Origin of the sequence: Martinezella hainanensis, from assembly GCF_900094555.1 — a bacterium.
Taxonomy (GTDB): Bacteria; Pseudomonadota; Alphaproteobacteria; order Rhizobiales; family Rhizobiaceae; genus Rhizobium; species Rhizobium hainanense.
Genome location: NZ_FMAC01000002.1, coordinates 721,663 through 740,507, shown reverse-complemented (window position 1 = coordinate 740,507; position 18,845 = coordinate 721,663). Strand labels below are relative to the sequence as shown.

Here is an 18,845-nt window from a genome sequence, read left to right as displayed (position 1 = left end):
CCCATTCGCCACTACGGCTTTGAAACATCGTAAATAAATCGTAATTTTCCTCTCGTCGCCCCACTAGCCTATTCTGGAACTAATATCGTTCCAGGTCGCAAACACCATGAGCGAGAGCACCATCGCAAATCCAATCCGGAAAGCGATATCCTGTGCTCGTGCACCCAGGGGTTTTCCCCGTACGGCTTCAATCGCATAGAACATCAGATGCCCGCCATCAAGTACCGGGACCGGCATCAAATTTAATAACCCTATTGAAACAGAAAGTATGGCGGCGAATTGGAGCACCGCAGCAAAACCCAAGGTTGCCATTTGTCCGGATAGCTGCGCAACCCGAATCGGCCCGCCGAGCTGATCGGCCTTCATGTATCCGCCGATGACGTTGCCGATATATTCGAAGGTGCCGGAAACGATGCTGCCGGTCTGCTTCACGCCTTCGGTAAGCGCCTGCAGCGGCCCGTAGACCTCGTAACGCAGCCTGATCGGCTTCTGACCATCGCCGATACCGATCGTGGCAATCTCCGTCCTTGCGCCGAAGACATCGGTCTCCTCCGACTTTCTCGGCGTCACCGTCACGTCGCGCGTCTGGCCGGTACGCTCGATCGACAGCGCGATGGGCTTGTCGGCGTGAGCTGCCGCATAACGCTGCACTTCGCCGATGGAGCCGATCTCCCGTCCATCCACAGAAAGAATGCGATCACCAAGTTCCAAGCCCGCAGTCTGGGCAGGACTGTCGGAGCCGATCGATGCAATCAGGGGATCGATCGGCGCAATGCCGATGCTGCCGACATCCTTTTTGTTGCCGGACGCATCCGTATCAACCAATGTCGCCGTCATGACCGGCAAATCGCGGATCGCGCCATTACGCTGTATGGTCAACACGACGCTCTTGCCCGGGCGCTCGGCGATATAGCGGCCGATATCGTAATAAGTAGCGGCATTATTGCCATCGACAGCAATCAGGCGGTCGCCTGCCTGCACGCCAGCCTTTGCCGCCGGCCCGGCCGGTTCCACCGCAGTCACGACCGGGTCAACGAGCGCAATGCCGATGCGGCCCATCTCCATCTTGTTGCCGAACTGATCCGTGTCTTCGACCAGTTTCGGAACGATGCGGAAATCACGATTCTGCCCATCCCGGTCGACCGTCAACACAATGGTGCGGCCTGGACGCAGGCCGACATAGCGCTGCACTTCATCGAAAGTCGTCACTTTGTTGCCGTCGACGGCGATCAGGCGATCACCCGGCTCGATGCCGGCCTCCGCGGCAGCGCCGTCACGCGTCACCATCGCAACAACGGGATCGGCGACCGTACGGCCGTAAACGCTAAAGAGAACGGCAAAGATCACAATGGCGAGCAGGAAATTGGCGATCGGTCCGGCCGCAACGGTTGCAGCCCGCTTCCAGAGCTTGGCTCCAGCGAAGGATTGGGCGCGCTCCTCCTCCGTCATGGCCGAGAGCTGATCCACGTCGGTCTTGCTGGAGGCGTCCTCGTCGCCAAAGAATCGCACGTAACCGCCGAGCGGAATGAGGGAAAGCTTCCAGCGCGTGCCGTGTCTGTCGGTAAATCCGGCAATCTCCGGCCCGAAGCCGATCGAAAAAGCCATGATGCGGATGCCGGACCAGCGACCGACCAGATAATGGCCCATCTCGTGCACAAAAACGAGCAGCGACAGCACAAAGACAAATGTGATGACGTTGTTCGTCAAGAAACCGATGAAGCCAGCCGCGCTACCCATGCAACGATCCTGTTCGTGTTAGAGCGGTTCGACTTTCACGGAAGCTCCGAACCGCTCCATCTTTCTGTTTTCTCACAATTCCGGACGGAAAAACGCGGCGCGCTTTTCCTGGAATTGCTCTAGTATCAGACCCCGAGCAGAACGCCGCCCAATGAAAAGGTCTCGCCGCTCATTGTCAGCGTTATTACGATAGCCAACAAAAACGCTGCAAAACAAGCAAAAATTAGTCCATCGACCCGATCCATGACGCCGCCATGGCCGGGAATCAGACGGCTGGAGTCTTTCACGCCAAACTTGCGCTTGACGAACGACTCGAACAGGTCGCCGATCTGGCTGCAGACGGAAAGCACCAGGGCAAGGAGAGGAATCCACAGGTCTTCGGCGGAAAAAAAGCTCCAGACCACCGCCGTTCCCGCGATTACGGCCGCGATAGCACCGCCGATAGCGCCTGACCAGGTCTTGCCCGGCGATATGCTCGGCGCAAGCTTCGGGCCGCCGATGGCTCGGCCGACGAAATAGGCAAAAATGTCGGTCGCCCATACCGTGGCAAAGACGAACAGCATCAGCACGAAGCCGCGAAAATCATCATCGCGGATCTCCGCAAGAGCAATCGCCGTCAATCCGGAATAGAATATGCCACCCGGAAGCCACCAGCTCTTGCCACGTACGGCGACCATGATCGCCGTGACGGCAACGAAGGCGGCCAGAACCTCGATGGAATAGACGGATTCGCTCAATGCCGTCGCACCGGCGATCAATACGAGCCCAAGCCAGCCGAGCGCGTTTCCCTGAGGGTCGCGGCCGTGCAGATCCGATATCGTCGACCATTCATAATAGACGAGCAGGCCGATGACCGCGGCCAACAGGCGAAAACCTGAACCGCCATACCAGGTAGCGGCAAGAACGATGACGGCGAGGATAATGCCGGAGATGATGCGCAGCCTGAGTTCGCGACTCATCAGGACCCCACGGCCGCCGCCTGTTTGGCGGAAAGCCCGCCAAAGCGCCGGTCGCGCGCAGCATATTTCTCCAGTGCGGCGAAGAAGAGATCGCGGCTGAAATCGGGCCAATAGTCCGGCACGAACATGAATTCCGAATAGGCCGCCTGCCAGAGCAGGAAATTCGAGAGCCGCTCTTCGCCGCTCGTGCGGATAATGAGATCCGGATCGGGAATGCCGGCGGTGTCCAGACGGGCATCGACCAGTTCCGGAGTGATATCCTGCGGGCGCAGCCGCCCGGCCTCGACATCTTTTGCAAGGCCGGCAAAGGCACGCGTGATTTCGTCGCGCGAACCGTAATTGAAGGCAATGACCAGCGTCAGGGCAGTATTGTTCCTCGTGGTCTCCTCCGCCTCGATCAACAAGGGCAGGATATCGCCGCGCAGGCCGGTTCGATCGCCGATGACGCGGATGCGCACATTCTGACGATGAAGTTCGGCAAGGTCTCGCCGAATGAAGGCCTTGAGGAGGCCAAGGAGGTCGCTCACCTCGGCTTCGGGCCTGCGCCAGTTCTCCGAAGAAAAGGCAAACAGCGTCAGATATTTTATGCCGATGTCGCCGGCCGCCCGCACCGTCTCCCGGACCGCCTCCACGCCCTTGCGATGGCCCATGGTGCGCGGCAGGCCGCGCGCATTGGCCCAGCGACCGTTACCATCCATGATGATGGCAACGTGTTCAGGAACAACAGAGAACGTAGGAGCTGACATATGGGTCCAGTTTCGTTCGGCAGAAAGGAGTTCTGGCCTCGTAATCTAGGGCGCGGCCGCCGCTTTCAATATTGCGAAAATCGAAAGTGCGACATTCCCCAGCGTACGATCAGACCTGCATGATTTCCTTTTCTTTGTCGGCGAGCAAGCGGTCGATTTCCGAAATCGTCTCATCCGTCATCTTCTGCACACGTTCGGAGAGAGAGCGGCTCTCATCCTGGCCGATTACGCCATCCTTTTCGGCCTTTTTGAGGCCATCCATGCCATCACGGCGTACATGGCGAATCGCCACCTTCGCCTTTTCGGCATATTCATGGGCGACCTTCACCAACGAACGGCGACGCTCCTCGTTGAGCTCCGGCAGCGGGATGCGCAGGTTCTGGCCATCGACGATGGGATTGAGGCCGAGGTTGGATTCGCGGATGGCGCGCTCGACAGCGCTGACCATCGACTTGTCCCAAACAGACACAGTCAACATGCGCGGCTCCGGCACGGTGATATTCGCGACCTGGTTCAGCGGCATGCGCGAGCCATAGGCTTCGATCGTGACCGGATCGAGAATGTTGGCGGATGCACGTCCGGTGCGCAGCGAGGCGATGTCGCTCTTGAATGCCGCAATGGCGCCATCCATACGGCGCTTCAGTTCCTTGAGATCGCTGGCTTCACTCATGTCTATGCTCCCCTGTAATGAGGCGACACCGGGCCGACCCGGCGTCACAGGAATGTCAATTGTCTGATACGATGGTCTTGCGGCCGCCGCCGGTCAAGATTTCCGCGAAGCCGCCCTTCTCGTGAATGGAGAAGACGACGATCGGAATGGAATTTTCGCGTGCAAGCGCCACGGCGGCGATATCCATGACGGCAAGCCCCTTCTCGAGCACCTGGCTATGGGTGAGATGGTCGAAGCGCTCGGCATCGGGGAACTTCTTCGGATCGGCGGAATAGATGCCGTCGACCTGGGTTCCCTTGAAGATCGCCTCGGCGCCCATCTCGGCGGCGCGCAGCGCTGCAGCAGAATCGGTCGTGAAGAAGGGATTGCCCGTGCCGCCGGCAAAGATCACCACGCGGCCGAGCGAGAGATGATAGAGCGTGGCGCGCTGCGAAAAGCTTTCGCAAATTTCCGGCATGGAGATGGCCGAGAGCACGACGGTATCAATATCGAGCTTGCGCAGCGAGGTCGCCAGCGCGAGCGCGTTGATGACGGTGCCGAGCATGCCCATGTGGTCGCCGGTCACGCGGTCGCCACCCTTGGAGGCTACGGCAACGCCACGGAAGATATTGCCACCTCCGACGACGACACCAACTTCGACACCCATGGCGCGCGCTTCCGCGATATCGCCGGCAATCCGGTCGGCGACGGTGACGTCGATACCGAAGCCCTGGCTGCCCATCAGAGCTTCACCGGAGGCCTTGAGCAACACGCGCTTGTAGATCGGCTGGGACATCGTAGCTCCTTGAAGTGATCACCGGGGGAATGATTGTGAAAGCCGGATACACGAAGGGCACCGCGTTGTCACGCGATGCCCATACGTTTTCCCTGATATGGTTTCACCAAACCGGGATATGTCTCTTTTCGGCTATCAGCCCTTGGCGACGGCAGCAACTTCGGCGGCGAAGTCGGTTTCTTCCTTCTCGACGCCTTCGCCGAGGAGCAGACGCGCCATGCCGGTGATTTCGATCGGGGCGCCGGCGGCCTTTTCAGCTTCCTTGATGGCAGCGCCGACCGTCAGGTCCGGATTGATGACGAAAGCCTGCGAGAGAAGAGCGACTTCCTCGAAGAACTTGCGCATGCGGCCTTCGACCATCTTTTCGATAATGGCTTCCGGCTTGCCGGATTCGCGCGACTGCTCGATGAAGACGTTGCGTTCGCGCTCGGCGACGGCGGCGTCGACTTCTTCGGCGCGGATAGCGAGCGGGTTGGTCGCAGCGATGTGCATGGCAACCTGGCGGCCGATCGACGTCAGAACGGCCTTGTCGCCGACCGACTTCAGGGCGACCAGAACGCCGAGCTTGCCGATGCCGTCGCCGGCAGCGTTGTGGATGTAGGTCGCGACGACGCCGTGCTCGACTTCCAGCTTGGCGGCACGACGAAGCGTCATGTTCTCGCCGATGGTTGCGATTGCGTCCTTGATGGCTTCGGCGACCGGCTTGCCGGATGCCGGGTAGGTCGCAGCCGAAATGGCTTCGACCGTGCCGTTGGTGGACAGCGCGACTTCGGCGATGCCGCGAGCGAGGTCCTGGAAGGCATCGTTACGGGCAACGAAGTCGGTTTCGGAGTTGAGCTCGACGACGACAGCCTTGTGACCGGCGCCGGCAATGGCGACCAGGCCTTCAGCGGCGGTGCGGCCGGACTTCTTGTCGGCCTTGGAGATGCCCTTGGCGCGCAGCCAGTCGATCGCGGCTTCGATATCGCCGTTCGTCTCGGTGAGCGCCTTCTTGCAGTCCATCATGCCCGCGCCAGACTTTTCGCGCAGTTCTTTCACCAGTGCAGCCGTAATTTCGGTCATAAGCTTCCTCTTGTCGGTTCATACGGTGCGGCACGCGGTTTCGAGCTGAAGCTGCACCGATTTGAGGGACGAAATGTACCCGTAAGTATGACAGCGTTATGAAGCAGCGTCATACTATGGAATTCTGTTTGGAACGTGCCTGGATTTACCGCCTACAGCTCCGTGCGTCATAAGTGACGCGCAAAGGTCGCTGCAGCACTTTAAATCCGCTGCATAATTTCGCCCTTAAATCGATTTCGATTTAAGGAACTATGCAGTAGGCGAGGCGTTACCAAAAACGCGATAAGGCCGCTCGAACTTGTTGAAGTCGCAAACGGCCTTATCCCGGATGTCATTGCGCTTGGGCGGACAGTTTATTGTCCGCCTCGTGGCGCGATCAGGCTTCGGTGCCGTCCGCCAGGGTCGGCTCGACCGGAGCTTCTTCAGAAGCGCCGAGGTCACGGCCCGATGCGCTCTGCTGGCGAGCGATGCCGTCGATGGCAGCGCGCGAGATCAGGTCGCAGTAAAGAGCGATGGCGCGCGAGGCGTCGTCGTTGCCCGGGATCGGATAGTCGATCAGGTCCGGATCGCAGTTCGAGTCGATGATGGCGACGACCGGGATGCCGAGGCGCTTGGCTTCGTCGATCGCGATCTTTTCCTTGTTGGTGTCGATGATGAACATCAGGTCCGGCGTGCCGCCCATGTCCTTGATACCGCCGAGGGCCTTGTCGAGCTTTTCGCGTTCGCGCTCGAGGTTCAGACGCTCCTTCTTCGTGAAGCCCTGGGCTTCGCCGGAGAGGATTTCGTCGAGCTTGCGCAGACGCTGGATCGAGTTGGAGATCGTCTTCCAGTTGGTCATCATGCCGCCGAGCCAGCGGGCGTTGACGTAATACTGAGCCGAACGCTTTGCGCTGTCGGCGATCAGTTCGGACGCCTGACGCTTGGTGCCGACGAACAGAACGCGGCCGCCACGGGCAACGGTGTCGCTGACAACCTGCAGAGCGCGGCTCAGCATCGGAACCGTCTGGGCGAGGTCGATGATGTGGATGTTGTTACGATCGCCGAAAATGTACGGCTTCATCTTCGGGTTCCAGCGATGCGTCTGGTGGCCGAAGTGAACACCTGCTTCGAGAAGCTGGCGCATAGAAAAATCGGGCAATGCCATGCCTTTGTATCCTTTTCCGGTTGAACCTCCGCAAGGCGAACAGCATCCTCTTCGAGAATGCCACCGGGCGGAAAAATCCGGATTTCTCCCGGACAATCCCATGCCTTACGTGTGGAATGCGGGTGCCCTTACATTCGATTCGCTTGGAATGCAAGGCTTTTGAAGCAAAAAACGATCGCGCCCCGCCCTCAAGCGGCGAGTTTGTTGAGCAGCGCCAGCATGACATTGGCGTCCGGCATGGGCAATACGGCATCGATTTCTGCGGGCAGCAGACCGGCAATCGCGCTGTCGGCATCGCCGGTCGCCGTGCCGAGCGGCCCGCGGAAGCCGTGCTTGGTCCAGGCGAGCTCCTGCAATCGCGGACTGATGAGAGCCTCAATCATGCGATCGACCTGTTCGTCGATGGCGATGAGCGGATGCGCGGAATAGACGGTCGGGTGCGGATAGAGCACGACGGGCTTGGCGCTGTTGCTCGCCTGCACCCGCTTCCAGCGCTGCGGATCGGCGATGATCCATTCCACCAGCTGATTCTCGTAGCCGACGATCATCGGTTCGCCACCAATGCCGCCGGCGAGATACTGCTCGAACAGCTTGCCCGACGACGACGACTTGAAACCCATGTTGCGGAAAATTGCCTGGGCCTTGTCGCCGAACTGCGCGAGAGCGTCCGCGCTCGCCACGTTGCCGCTCAAGAGACTCAGCACCAGGCCGGAAAACATGAAGCCGGAATTGGAACGATTCGGGTCGGTCGAGACGATCCTCGCCTGACCATAGAGCGAATTGACGCCAAGCTTCGACCAATTCGTCCCCGCAAGCACGGCATCCAGCAGCGCCTTGAGATCGAGCTGGTGTTGCCCCTCTGGCGTCGTGGTGACGAGCCCCGCCTTGGTCAATCCGTCGACCACAGGCTGCCAGGAATAGACGACGACGGGCGTGTTGAGGATGACGCGGTCGTTACGGATCTTGATGCCACCCTGCCGGGCGATATCGACCATGATCGACGAGGAGGGCCACAGGAAGGCCGGATTTTGCGACAGAAGCGCCTGCTCCCGCACCATCTCCACGGAGCCCGCGACACGGCTGTTGATTTCGAGCCCATGGCCGTGCAGCGCCGAGATCACATCCTGATCGGCGAGGAATGCTTCCTTCTCGCCGCCGATGAAGCCGAAGAGCTTGGTGCTGTTGCCGAGCAGCCCCTGCAGCTCGGGCCGGTCCTTGACGGCGAAATAGCCTCCGGTCCCTGCGACACCGGCGGCAAGAAGCCCTACTCCAAAAGCGCGGCGGGAAATGGCCATCAGCGTCCTATGTCCTCTTTGAGCGAGGCCTGTATGAGGCGCAGCTCCGTATCAAGCGTATCGAGCCTGTCTTCGACCAGGCTGTCGGAATAATGTACGAACGCGTCTTCCAGCTTGGTCAGTACGAGGCCGACCTCCTGCAGGCGTGCGGCATCCGGCTGCCGCTTCGCCTCGATAACGGCAAATCCCTCCGCCACTTCAGCCGCCCTTGGCAAATAATAGCTAAGGAATCGCCGGACCGTGCCGGCACTTTCCGGATTGGCCTCCACCTTGGCGAAGACGTCGGCGGCGATTTCCGCCAGATGCCGAACCCGCTTTGCCACGTCCTTGCTGCCGATCTGTTTTGCCGATGCCTCGAGCCTGTCGGCGGCAGGTGCCGCAGCGCTCAACAGGTCACGGGCAAATTCGATGCGTCCCCGGCCGATCGCCTTGGCATCCAGCCCCTCGAACATGCGCTTCGGCGCGAGCACGAAGATCAGGCCGACGAAAACGAAAAGACCGATGATCGCGGCGATCCATATCGGCATGCCGGCAAAGAAGCTGAGCAAAGGCACGACGATGGCGGCGGCAAGCCCCGCCACGATCCAATTCCAGTCATTGCCGAACCAATTGCGCATTATCGTCCTAGAACAATTCCAGCAAAGGTGCGAAGCGGCTTCGCGTCCGGAATTGCGTGAAAACAAAGAGATAGAGCATTTCTGTTGCTTCGTTCAAAGCAGAAGTGCCCTAGTTATAGCCGCGCACTGCCCGGAATGCGCTGACCAGATCACCGCGGCCATCGAAGACACGCGCCGCGGTTTCCTGCGCGAGCGCATCGAGCTGCCGCTTATCCGCATCGCCGAAGGTGATACCGAACACGGGCACATGCGGGTTGACCGCCGCCCACCGGCTCATGAAATCGCCATTGGCATCATCAGACTTTCCATCGGTCATGATGACGATTGCCGGCAGATAGGATGACAGATCTCCTGTGCCCTTCATCCAGTCAAGCGCCCGGCTCGCGCAGGCATACATGTCCGTGCCGCCGCCGGCGCGCTGGTGAGAAACCTTGTCGACCAGCATTTTCTGCTGAGCCGGATTTCCCGTGCCCTCAAAGGTCGTTCGCACATTGGCGTCGAAGGGAATGACCATGATGCGATCGGCAGGCGTCCATTGCGCCAGAACCTTGCCTGTTTCATCCGGATTGAACAGGAACTGCATGGCCGCCTGGAGCTGTTCCTCGCCCTTGCCCGCCATCGAGCCCGAAAAATCGAGGCAGAGGGCGGTCAGCGACGGCTTGCGCAATGCAACCTGATAGAGATCCAGCGCCTGGCGGATCATGGCGGGCTCCGGCATGCGGATAGCCGTCACGATCCGGGTCGGATCGAAGTTCCATGTCGGGTCCGGCTTGGCGGCGATATCGGAAAGGGGAATGCGACGCCCGGTATCGGCGATGCGCTTCTGCACCGGGGCGGAGCGCAAATAGTCGACGAGCTGATTGAAGAAGGTCTCAACCTCCTGCCCTCGCCCGTGATCTACGAAGCCGATCGGCGAATCGGCAACGACGACGCCATCGGCCGGGTAGATTGCGTAAAGCGGCTCCTTGCCCATGCCGGTCAGCTTGTCGTTGGTTTCCTTCAGGATCGCCTCGTAGTTCCACATGGCGTCATAGAGCACGCCCTTGCCGGCCGAATCCGTGTAGAGATCCGCAAGCCAGCCGGACGAGCCCGAGGAACGCTCGACACCGGCAAGTAGCCCGCGAACCGCGCCCTGGACATCGGGCTTGTCGAGATCGCCAGGCTCGATGACCGGCTTGTTGCCGAGTGCGCTCGACAGCATGGCCAGATAGGCGCTGGCGCCGGAATTGGATTGCGTCGCCGATGTCATGAGAAATTTCAGCGAGCCGTTCTTCACCGCCGCCAATATGTCTTTCATATAGACCGGCCTGCCGACCCAACCGAGCGCCTCGGCCTTGGATTTGCGCACGCCGAGAATGACGGGCATCTGCGCGACCGACGTCAGCGACTTCACCCGGCGCTTTGTATCGAACATATCGACCCAGACGCCAGACGCCGGCCAGACGGCATCCTGCTCGACGCCCTGCTCGCTCTGGAGCGCCAGGCCGATATCCAGCGTGCCTTCATAGCTGAAGCTGCAGGTCGCCTTCTTTTCCTTGCAGAATTCCTCGACGATCGGCTGAAGAACCGTGTTTTCCGAGCCGGAGATGATCGAGAATTTCGGGCCTTGCCCGCCGACGTCGCAGCCGCTCAGCGCGAGAGCTGCCACGAGCGTCAGGCCGGTAACGAATGTGCGGATTGTCATGCGAATTACCGCGCCTCGATCATTGCTTTCTTGAGCTCGATGGTCATTTTCTGCATTCGCTGTTCGGCCTCGGCCCGCTTGGCGCGGCCATCTTCCTGCACCTTCAGGACACCACCGATCGTGTCGATCAGGTCGCGATTGGCGGCGGCAAGCGTGTCGATATCGACGATACCGCGCTGCGATTGCTGTTCTATGGCGATCGCCTGATCCTTCATCATTTTCGATGCCTGGCGGATCATGTCGTTCGTGGCGTCGGTGACGGTCTTCTGCAGTTCAAGCGCGGATTTCTGCTGGGTCAGGCCGAGCAGAATCACCATCTTCTGCTTCCAGGCCGGTACGGTCAGCGCCGATGTTGCCTGCAGGTTCTCGATCAGCGTTTCATCACCGGCCTGAACGATTCTGATCTGCGGCAATTGCTGGATGCCGAGCTGGCGGGCCTGCTGCAGGTAGAATATGCGCTTTTCCAGACGGTCGAGCGCCTGGAGGCTGTCCTGATAGATCTGCGCCTCCAGCATGCCGCCGCCGGGATTGGCCGAGGCTGCATCGGCGGCACTTTTCAGTCGGGGAAGGTCGGTCGCGCGAAAACGCTCGGCGAAATCCTTGCCAGCCTGCACATAGGCATCGAGCTGCACGATAGATTGCTTTGTCTCCTCATGCAGATCGTCGAGGAGAGCAATATCCCGGCGCAGGATGTCCTTGTGCCGATCGAGCTCGAGGCCAATGCGGTCGATCTGGCCGGCGACATCCTCGAACTGCTCCTTGAAGCGCTCCAGCTTGGCCCTGAACGAGGAAAACATCCGTGACAGGAAACCCTCGTCCTTCAGTGAGGCCGGATCGAGCTTCTTCGACTTGACGATGATATCGGTCAGCAGCTTGCCGACTTCGCCGAGATCGCGATTGCGCACCTCGCGCAGGATACGATCGGAATAGTCGGAAACGGCTTGCTGGGCGCGATCGCCATAGACCGAGATGCCGGCGCGGTCGGTGATATCGATGCTGTCGCCGATGCGGGCGATTTCCGTCGGGTCGGCTGTGACAGCCGGCAGCGTATTGTTGGAGCCGGCTGATATATCGGTATTGCTCATAGGTCGTGCTTTCTCGTCCATAGACTAGGGAGCCGACCGCAAAAATTGCCAATCGCCCCCAAGACGATGCCCCCGCGCGCCCCACTGCAATTCAAGATCGAAACAAAGGGAAGTAACGCTTACCTCTGCGTGCCGATCATTTCACACAATAGTGAAACTTGGATCACAGTTTTATGACAGAGATTTCACGCCGGGAGCCGCACCGCAGAAGAGCTATTGACACGCCTTGTTATCGAGAACCTCGAGCTTGGTGAGCTTGCCGGTCAGCACGAAGTCGCCGTAGTCCATGGTCAGATCGCGCGTGATGCCGTTCTCATAGAGCTTGAAGGACATGCGATAGACGGGCATGGCGTCGCCCGTGGACTTTTCATTGAAATAAGCCACGGTCACCGGCCAGAAAGGCGTCGTGGCAAAGGCGCCAGCCTTGTCGGCATCGGGATCATCCTTGGCCGGTGTCTGCTCCTTTCCGACGACAGTGGTCGCGATCAACGGCTTGTCGCCGTCATCGGAACCGTCAAAGACCTGCGCCTCGAAGAAATTCTTGCCGAGCTTCGCATTGTGGATGATGTCGAGCATATGCTCCGTCGGGAAGCGGCTTTCGATGATCTGGACCTGCTTGTTGTGCGGCTGGGTGAGATCGACTTTTATGCCCTTCTGGTCGTCGCTTGCGGCACCGCGTACGTCCTTGTCGAGCTGGCTGTCGGTATAGGACTTGGTCTCGAAGCGGAACAGGCGCTTGCTGAGATCCTCGAACGTCGTGGTCTGCTGGTCGCTGACGCGGGTGGAATCACCGGTATCGATCTTCGTCACGAAGCGGAAATTGGTGGTGAAGCCCGTGCAATCGGAGCCTTCGAACTCATAGACCATGCGGCCTACCATGCCGGAAATGCCGGACCGATCGGAGGCATCCTTCAACTCGAGATCATAAACGGCGCGATGCGCAATCAGTCCGCTCGCACCGGCGGCATAGGCAGCAGAAGTCCCCAAAGACAGAATGCTCAGCCCCGAAATGACAGTAGCAGCAAGACTCGAGCGGAACATTCATTATCTCCTGTTGGACTCGCACGCGATGTTATAAGAACGCTTTCGGCTGAAACGAGGCTGCCGATCCTAAGTGACGGAATTTAGTCTTGATGCCGGATTTTTGAAGTTTTTACAACAAAACGGGAGATGAAAATGTCCGACGCTATTGAGGGCCGCCTGAAGGAACTCGGCATCGTTCTGCCGCAGGCTGCGGCACCGGCCGCCAACTACGTTCCCTACGTCATCAGCGGCAATCTCCTCTATCTCTCGGGCCAGCTGCCGATGGAAAACGGCAAGATCGGCGTGACGGGCCATCTCGGCAAGGACGTCGACGTTGCCGGCGGCCAGCGCGCTGCCGAACTCTGCGCCATCAACATTCTCGCCCAGGCGAAGGCTGCTCTCGGCGGCGATCTCGGCCGCGTCAAGCGCCTGATCAAGCTGAACGGCTTCGTTGCCTCGACGCCTGATTTCGTCGAACAACACCTTGTGATCAACGGCGCTTCCAATCTTCTGGCAAATGTACTGGGCGAAGCTGGCAAGCATGCCCGCGCCGCCGTCGGCATGGCAGCCCTGCCGCTCAATGCCGCCGTCGAAATCGATGCCATTCTGGAAATTGCCTGATGAGCAAGCTTGCCTGGTTGACCGAACGTCCCGTCGCTCACCGCGGCTATCATGACATGAACGGCCAAGTCTGGGAGAACACGCTCTCAGCCTTCAGCCGCGCCATCGAAGCGGGTTTCGCCATCGAGTGCGACCTGCATTATGCCTCGGACGGCGTTCCGGTCGTCTTCCATGACGACGATCTGCAGCGCGTCTGCAACCTGCCGGGCGAAGTGCGCGAGCGCACCTCGGCCGAACTCGGCCTGCTGTCAATCGGCGGCACCAAGGACAAGATCCCGACGCTGAAGCAGCTCCTGCGACTTTGCGACGGTAAGGTGCCGCTGGTGCTGGAGCTGAAGGGACGCGAAGGCGACGATGATGGCTTTGCGGAATCCGTTCTTGAAGTGCTCGAAGGCTACAAGGGACATGTGGCCCTGATGAGCTTCGACCATTGGCTGCTCAAGGACCTCAAGGCGCTCGATGCACCCTACCCTGTGGGACTGACGGCTGAAGGAAACAAGCCTGAGACGTTTTTTCAGCATGACGAAGCCATGCATCTTGGGCTAGACTTCATTTCGTACTTCTACGGCCACCTGCCGAACCCCTTTGTCACGGCGCAGCGCCAGCGCGGTATTCCGGTCATCACCTGGACCGTGCGCGACGAAGCGGCCCGCAAACATACATTTGCCAATGCAGACCAGATGACCTTCGAAGGTTTTGACCCGCGCATAGTCTCGTAAATCGGGATCGACTGAAGGAGAGGCTTTGCGCAAACCCAAATTATCGCTGCGCCTGTGGCGCGTCCCATCGGACGCATGGCGCAGCGGTGAGAGCCCTCCCTTCCTTCTTAGCGCAAGAGTTTGATGACAGACGAATTATCCATTCGAGTCGAACGATCCTTCAAGAATATCGCCCGGGAGAGCTGGTCGAAGCTGGCCGGAGCGGCCAGAACCGGCAGCGTGCTGCCATACAATCCCTTTGTCTCGCACGCCTTCCTTTCGTCGCTGGAGGAGTCCGGCTCCGCCACCGACAAGACCGGGTGGCTCGGCAATCACCTGCTACTGGAAACCGATGGCGGCGAATTGCTCGGCGCCGTCGTGGGATACCTGAAGAGCCATAGCCAGGGCGAATATGTCTTCGACCATGGCTGGGCCGATGCCTTCGAACGGGCTGGCGGCCGCTATTATCCGAAGCTGCAATGCTCCATTCCCTTCACGCCCGCCACCGGGCCACGGCTGCTCGTTGCCGAGGGGCAGGACCGCAGCGCGCTGCAGCCGGCGCTGGCCGAAAGCCTCAAGGAAGTCACCCGGCAGCTCGGCGTTTCCTCCGCGCACATCACCTTCCTGCCCGAAGACGAAGCTTCGGTCTTCGAAGGCGATGGCTATCTGCATCGCACCGATCAGCAGTTCCACTTCATCAACGAAGGCTATGCCGATCACGACGCTTTTCTGGAGACACTGGCGTCGCGCAAGCGCAAGGCGCTGAAGAAGGAGCGGCGCGCGGCAGTCGAGCACGGCATTACCATCGACTGGCTGACCGGCAGCGATCTCACCGAAAACATCTGGGACCAATTCTTCGCCTTCTATATGGATACCGGCAGCCGCAAATGGGGCCGCCCCTATCTCACGCGGAAATTCTATTCGCTGATCGGCGAACGCATGCCTGACGATGTCTTGCTCGTCATGGCCAAGCGCGAGGGCCGCTATATCGCCGGCGCCATCAATTTCATCGGCGGCGAGACACTGTACGGCCGGCACTGGGGCTGCATCGAAGATCATCCCTTCCTGCATTTCGAGGTCTGCTATCATCAGGCGATCGATTTCGCGCTGAACAAGGGATTGAAACGGGTGGAAGCCGGCGCGCAGGGCGAGCACAAGCTGGCGCGCGGCTATCTTCCCGTCATCACCCATTCGGCGCACTATATCGGCCACCAGGGCCTGCGACGCGCCGTTGCCGACTATCTAAAGCACGAGCGGGAACAGGTGGAGGAAATGAGCGAAATCCTCACCGAGCACAGCCCCTTCCGCAAGGGTGAGCGGCAAGATATCTAACCATTCGAAGCAAACACAAACGCAAGACGAGGAGACACTGGATGACCAGCCCCGCCTATGACGACAACAATATCTTCGCAAAGATCCTGAAGGGCGATATCCCGTCCTACCGTGTCTATGAGGATGAGCACACAGTCGCCTTCATGGACGTGATGCCGCAGTCGCCCGGCCATACGCTTGTCGTGCCGAAGGCACCCTCGCGCAATATTCTCGACGCCGATCCGGCTGCCTTGCAGCAGGCGATCACGGTTGTCCAAAAAATCGCCATAGCGGTTCAGGAAGCCTTCGATGCCGATGGCGTCTATATTGCCCAGTTCAATGAGCCATCGGCCGGCCAGACCGTGTTCCATCTCCATTTCCACGTCATCCCGCGGCTTGAAGGCGTCGCGCTGAAGCCGCATTCGGGCAAGATGGAGGATGGTGCGGTGCTGGCGGAAAACGCCAGGAAGATCATCGAAGCGCTGGCCTGAACTGGAGAGGCAGATGATTCGCCATACCGTCGCCTTCCGCCTGAAACACGAAGCCGGCTCGGCTGAAGAGGCCAGCTTTCTCAAGGACGCTCTTGTTCTGGAGAAGATACCGAGCGTCCGGAACTTCGAGCAGCTTCGGCAGACGAGCCCGAAAAACGACTTTACCTTCGGCTTCTCGATGGAATTCGATGACCAGTCAGGTTACGACGCCTACAACGTCCACCCTGACCATGTCGCTTTCGTCAGGGATCGATGGTTGCCTGAAGTCGTAGCCTTTCTCGAAATCGACTACACGAACCTCTAGCATTATATTAATACATTCAAATAAGCATATAAAAAGGCTGCGTTGTCTCCAATGCAGCCTTTCATTTTTCTTACATCACCGGCCGGCGACTACTTGCGCGGAACCTTTGGAACCGTGCCACCGCCCTTGCGCGGCGACTTGCCCTCGGACTCGTCGCTCAACGTCGAGGCCTTGGCCGAGCGGCGGCTGTCGGCTGCCGTTGCAGCCTTGCCGGCACGGCTTCTGGCCTTGACGGTGGTGTCGCCGTCATCCTCTTCCACCTCGACATGCTGTTCACCGACTTCGGCCTCCGGCTTCGGCCGGATCGGCGCAGTATCGGCAGTCGCATCGAGCAGGATGCCGGTTGAACCGTCTTCCTTCTTGCCGACCGTGACGGTGACGACGCCACCCTTCTTCAGCTTGCCGAAAAGGATTTCGTTCGCCAGCGGCTTCTTGATGTTTTCCTGGATGACACGCGCCAGCGGACGGGCGCCCATCTTGTCGTCGTAGCCCTTCTCGGACAGCCAGGCGATGGCGTCCTCGTGCAGGTCGAAGGTCACGTTGCGTTCCGAAAGCTGTGCTTCCAGCTGCATGATGAACTTCTGCACGACCTTGTGGATGACCGTGGTCGGCAGCGGCGCGAAGGGAATGACCGCATCCAGACGGTTGCGGAATTCCGGCGTGAACATCCGGTTGAGAGCCTCTTCGTCCTCGCCCGTGCGCTTGGACGAACCGAAGCCGATGGCGGCCTTGGCCATTTCCGAAGCGCCCGCATTGGTCGTCATGATCAGGATGACGTTGCGGAAGTCGATCTTCTTGCCGTTGTGGTCGGTCAGCGCGCCATGGTCCATGACCTGCAGCAGGATATTGAAGATATCCGGATGCGCCTTCTCGATTTCGTCGAGCAAAACCACGCTGTGCGGATGCTGGTCGACGCCATCGGTCAGGAGGCCGCCCTGGTCGAAGCCGACATAGCCGGGAGGTGCACCGAGCAGACGGGAAACCGTATGACGCTCCATGTATTCCGACATGTCGAAGCGCAGCAGTTCGACGCCGAGCGAGGAAGCAAGCTGCTTGGCGACTTCCGTCTTGCCGACGCCGGTGGGGCCGGAGAAGACGTAGCAGCCGATCGGCTTGTTCGGCTCGCGCAGGCCGGCGCGTGCCAGCTTGATCGAGGTCGACAGCGCTTCGATTGCCGTATCTTGGCCGTAGACGACCGAACGCAGTTCCTGTTCGAGGTTGGCGAGAACCATCTCGTCATCCTTGGAAACCGTCTTCGGCGGAATGCGGGCCATGGTCGCGATCGTGACCTCGATCTCGCGCTCGGTGATCAGCTTGCGGCGCTTCGACGGCGGCAGCAGCATTTGCGCGGCACCCGTCTCGTCAATGACGTCGATCGCCTTGTCCGGCAGCTTGCGGTCGGAGATATAACGAGCCGACAGCTCGACAGCCGACTTGATGGCGTCGTTCGAGTAGCGCAGATGATGATACTCTTCGAAATAGGGCTTCAGGCCCTTCATGATTTCGATGGCATCCTCGATGCTCGGCTCGTTGACGTCGATCTTCTGGAAGCGGCGTACGAGTGCCCGGTCCTTCTCGAAGAACTGACGATATTCCTTATAGGTGGTCGAACCGATGCAACGGATCGCCCCCGAGGAAAGAGCCGGCTTCAGCAGGTTCGATGCATCCATCGCACCGCCGGAAGTCGCGCCCGCACCGATGACGGTGTGGATCTCGTCGATGAACAGCACGGCGCCCGGATATTCTTCGAGTTCCTTGACGACCTGCTTCAGACGTTCCTCGAAATCGCCGCGATAACGGGTGCCGGCAAGCAGCGTGCCCATATCGAGCGAAAAGATCGTGGCATCGGCCAGAGCTTCGGGAACCTTGCCCTCGACGATACGCTTGGCAAGGCCTTCGGCAATCGCCGTCTTGCCGACGCCGGGATCACCGACATAGAGCGGATTGTTCTTCGAGCGACGGCACAGCACCTGGATGGTCCGGTTGACCTCCGAGTGACGGCCGATCAACGGATCGATCTTGCCGTTCTTGGCCTTCTCGTTGAGGTTGACGCAATAGGCCTTCAGCGCGTCCTGCTGCTTCTTGCCATTCCCTTCCTCCTGCTCGCCGCGGGAGGTCGGCTTGCTTTCGGATTCGCTTTCCTCGGCGCCGCGCGGCGTGCGGGTCTGGGAGGAACCCGGGCGCTTGCCGATGCCGTGCGAGATATAGTTGACCGCGTCGTAGCGGGTCATTTCCTGCTCCTGCAGGAAGAAGGCCGCATGGCTTTCCCGTTCGGCGAAAATCGCGACGAGAACATTGGCACCCGTCACTTCCTCGCGGCCGGAAGATTGTACATGGATCACGGCGCGCTGGATGACGCGCTGGAAGCCGGAGGTCGGCTTCGAGTCCTCGTCATAGCCCGTGACCAGGTTGGAGAGTTCATTATCGACGTATTCAGTCAGAGTCTTACGGAGCGCGTCGAGATCAACATTGCACGCGCCCATGACAGCTGCGGCGTCGGCGTCGTCTACCAGCGCCAAAAGCAGATGTTCCAGCGTGGCATACTCGTGATGCCGCTCGTTCGCGTAGGTCAGTGCCTGATGCAGCGCCTTCTCAAGACTAGGCGAAAATGTTGGCACGTTCA

The 18,845-nt window shown here is 59.7% G+C and carries 18 protein-coding genes; 5 read left to right on the top strand and 13 right to left on the bottom strand.

Annotated features, from left to right (window positions below; all coding sequences use genetic code 11):
• Window positions 1-63: 63 nt before the first annotated feature.
• From rseP to GA0061100_RS10005, 12 genes are all read right to left on the bottom strand, one after another.
• Window positions 64-1,737 carry an RIP metalloprotease RseP gene (rseP, locus tag GA0061100_RS10060; protein WP_075852512.1) on the bottom strand — a complete coding sequence of 558 codons (1,674 nt, stop codon included), beginning with the start codon at window positions 1,735-1,737 and terminating at the stop codon, window positions 64-66.
• Window positions 1,738-1,862: 125 nt separating this feature from the next.
• Window positions 1,863-2,696 (bottom strand): phosphatidate cytidylyltransferase, encoded by an 834-nt coding sequence (locus GA0061100_RS10055; RefSeq protein ID WP_075852511.1) that lies wholly within the window; start codon window positions 2,694-2,696, stop codon window positions 1,863-1,865.
• The gene (locus GA0061100_RS10050) at window positions 2,696-3,442 is read right to left on the bottom strand and encodes an isoprenyl transferase (protein WP_075852510.1); all 747 of its coding nucleotides are present in this window, start codon (window positions 3,440-3,442) and stop codon (window positions 2,696-2,698) included. The genes GA0061100_RS10055 and GA0061100_RS10050 overlap by 1 nt, the downstream gene beginning before the upstream one ends.
• A 109-nt stretch (window positions 3,443-3,551) precedes the next feature.
• The gene (frr, locus tag GA0061100_RS10045; RefSeq protein WP_075852509.1) at window positions 3,552-4,112 is read right to left on the bottom strand and encodes a ribosome recycling factor; all 561 of its coding nucleotides are present in this window, start codon (window positions 4,110-4,112) and stop codon (window positions 3,552-3,554) included.
• Between the two features lie 55 nt (window positions 4,113-4,167).
• A complete protein-coding gene (pyrH, locus tag GA0061100_RS10040) occupies window positions 4,168-4,887 on the bottom strand; it encodes a UMP kinase (protein ID WP_075852508.1) in 720 nt (239 codons plus the stop codon).
• A gap of 135 nt (window positions 4,888-5,022) precedes the next feature.
• A complete protein-coding gene (tsf, locus tag GA0061100_RS10035) occupies window positions 5,023-5,949 on the bottom strand; it encodes a translation elongation factor Ts (RefSeq protein ID WP_075852507.1) in 927 nt (308 codons plus the stop codon).
• Window positions 5,950-6,325: 376 nt separating this feature from the next.
• Window positions 6,326-7,093 carry a 30S ribosomal protein S2 gene (gene rpsB / locus GA0061100_RS10030; RefSeq protein ID WP_047633284.1) on the bottom strand — a complete coding sequence of 256 codons (768 nt, stop codon included), beginning with the start codon at window positions 7,091-7,093 and terminating at the stop codon, window positions 6,326-6,328.
• Window positions 7,094-7,281: 188 nt separating this feature from the next.
• Window positions 7,282-8,388, bottom strand: coding sequence for a substrate-binding domain-containing protein (locus GA0061100_RS10025; RefSeq protein WP_075852506.1), 1,107 nt, complete (start codon window positions 8,386-8,388; stop codon window positions 7,282-7,284).
• Window positions 8,388-9,005 carry a 5-bromo-4-chloroindolyl phosphate hydrolysis family protein gene (locus GA0061100_RS10020; RefSeq protein WP_075852505.1) on the bottom strand — a complete coding sequence of 206 codons (618 nt, stop codon included), beginning with the start codon at window positions 9,003-9,005 and terminating at the stop codon, window positions 8,388-8,390. Before GA0061100_RS10020 ends, GA0061100_RS10025 begins: the two co-directional genes overlap by 1 nt.
• A gap of 109 nt (window positions 9,006-9,114) precedes the next feature.
• Window positions 9,115-10,689, bottom strand: coding sequence for a VWA domain-containing protein (locus tag GA0061100_RS10015; RefSeq protein WP_075852504.1), 1,575 nt, complete (start codon window positions 10,687-10,689; stop codon window positions 9,115-9,117).
• Between the two features lie 5 nt (window positions 10,690-10,694).
• On the bottom strand, window positions 10,695-11,774 hold the full coding sequence (locus tag GA0061100_RS10010; protein WP_075852503.1) for a toxic anion resistance protein: 1,080 nt from the start codon (window positions 11,772-11,774) through the stop codon (window positions 10,695-10,697).
• A gap of 213 nt (window positions 11,775-11,987) precedes the next feature.
• Entirely contained in the window at window positions 11,988-12,815 is an 828-nt protein-coding gene (locus GA0061100_RS10005; RefSeq protein WP_075852502.1) for a cell envelope integrity EipB family protein, read from the bottom strand.
• A 135-nt stretch (window positions 12,816-12,950) separates the two neighbouring features.
• On the opposite strand from GA0061100_RS10005, the gene GA0061100_RS10000 reads away from it, so the two are divergent.
• From GA0061100_RS10000 to GA0061100_RS09980, 5 genes are all read left to right on the top strand, one after another.
• Entirely contained in the window at window positions 12,951-13,418 is a 468-nt protein-coding gene (locus GA0061100_RS10000) for a RidA family protein (protein ID WP_075852501.1), read from the top strand.
• Complete coding sequence (locus GA0061100_RS09995; RefSeq protein WP_075852500.1) at window positions 13,418-14,137, top strand: glycerophosphodiester phosphodiesterase; 720 nt, start codon at window positions 13,418-13,420, stop codon at window positions 14,135-14,137. The genes GA0061100_RS10000 and GA0061100_RS09995 overlap by 1 nt, the downstream gene beginning before the upstream one ends.
• A 123-nt stretch (window positions 14,138-14,260) precedes the next feature.
• Complete coding sequence (locus tag GA0061100_RS09990) at window positions 14,261-15,448, top strand: GNAT family N-acetyltransferase (RefSeq protein ID WP_075852499.1); 1,188 nt, start codon at window positions 14,261-14,263, stop codon at window positions 15,446-15,448.
• A 41-nt stretch (window positions 15,449-15,489) separates the two neighbouring features.
• Window positions 15,490-15,918: an HIT family protein gene (locus tag GA0061100_RS09985; protein WP_075852498.1), complete on the top strand. Its 429-nt coding sequence runs from the start codon at window positions 15,490-15,492 to the stop codon at window positions 15,916-15,918.
• 13 nt (window positions 15,919-15,931) lie between these two features.
• Window positions 15,932-16,222, top strand: coding sequence for a Dabb family protein (locus tag GA0061100_RS09980; RefSeq protein ID WP_075852497.1), 291 nt, complete (start codon window positions 15,932-15,934; stop codon window positions 16,220-16,222).
• 89 nt (window positions 16,223-16,311) lie between these two features.
• Here the strand turns inward: GA0061100_RS09980 and clpA are convergent, their stop codons facing one another.
• Window positions 16,312-18,840, bottom strand: coding sequence for an ATP-dependent Clp protease ATP-binding subunit ClpA (gene clpA, locus GA0061100_RS09975; protein WP_075852496.1), 2,529 nt, complete (start codon window positions 18,838-18,840; stop codon window positions 16,312-16,314).
• Window positions 18,841-18,845: the final 5 nt, after the last annotated feature.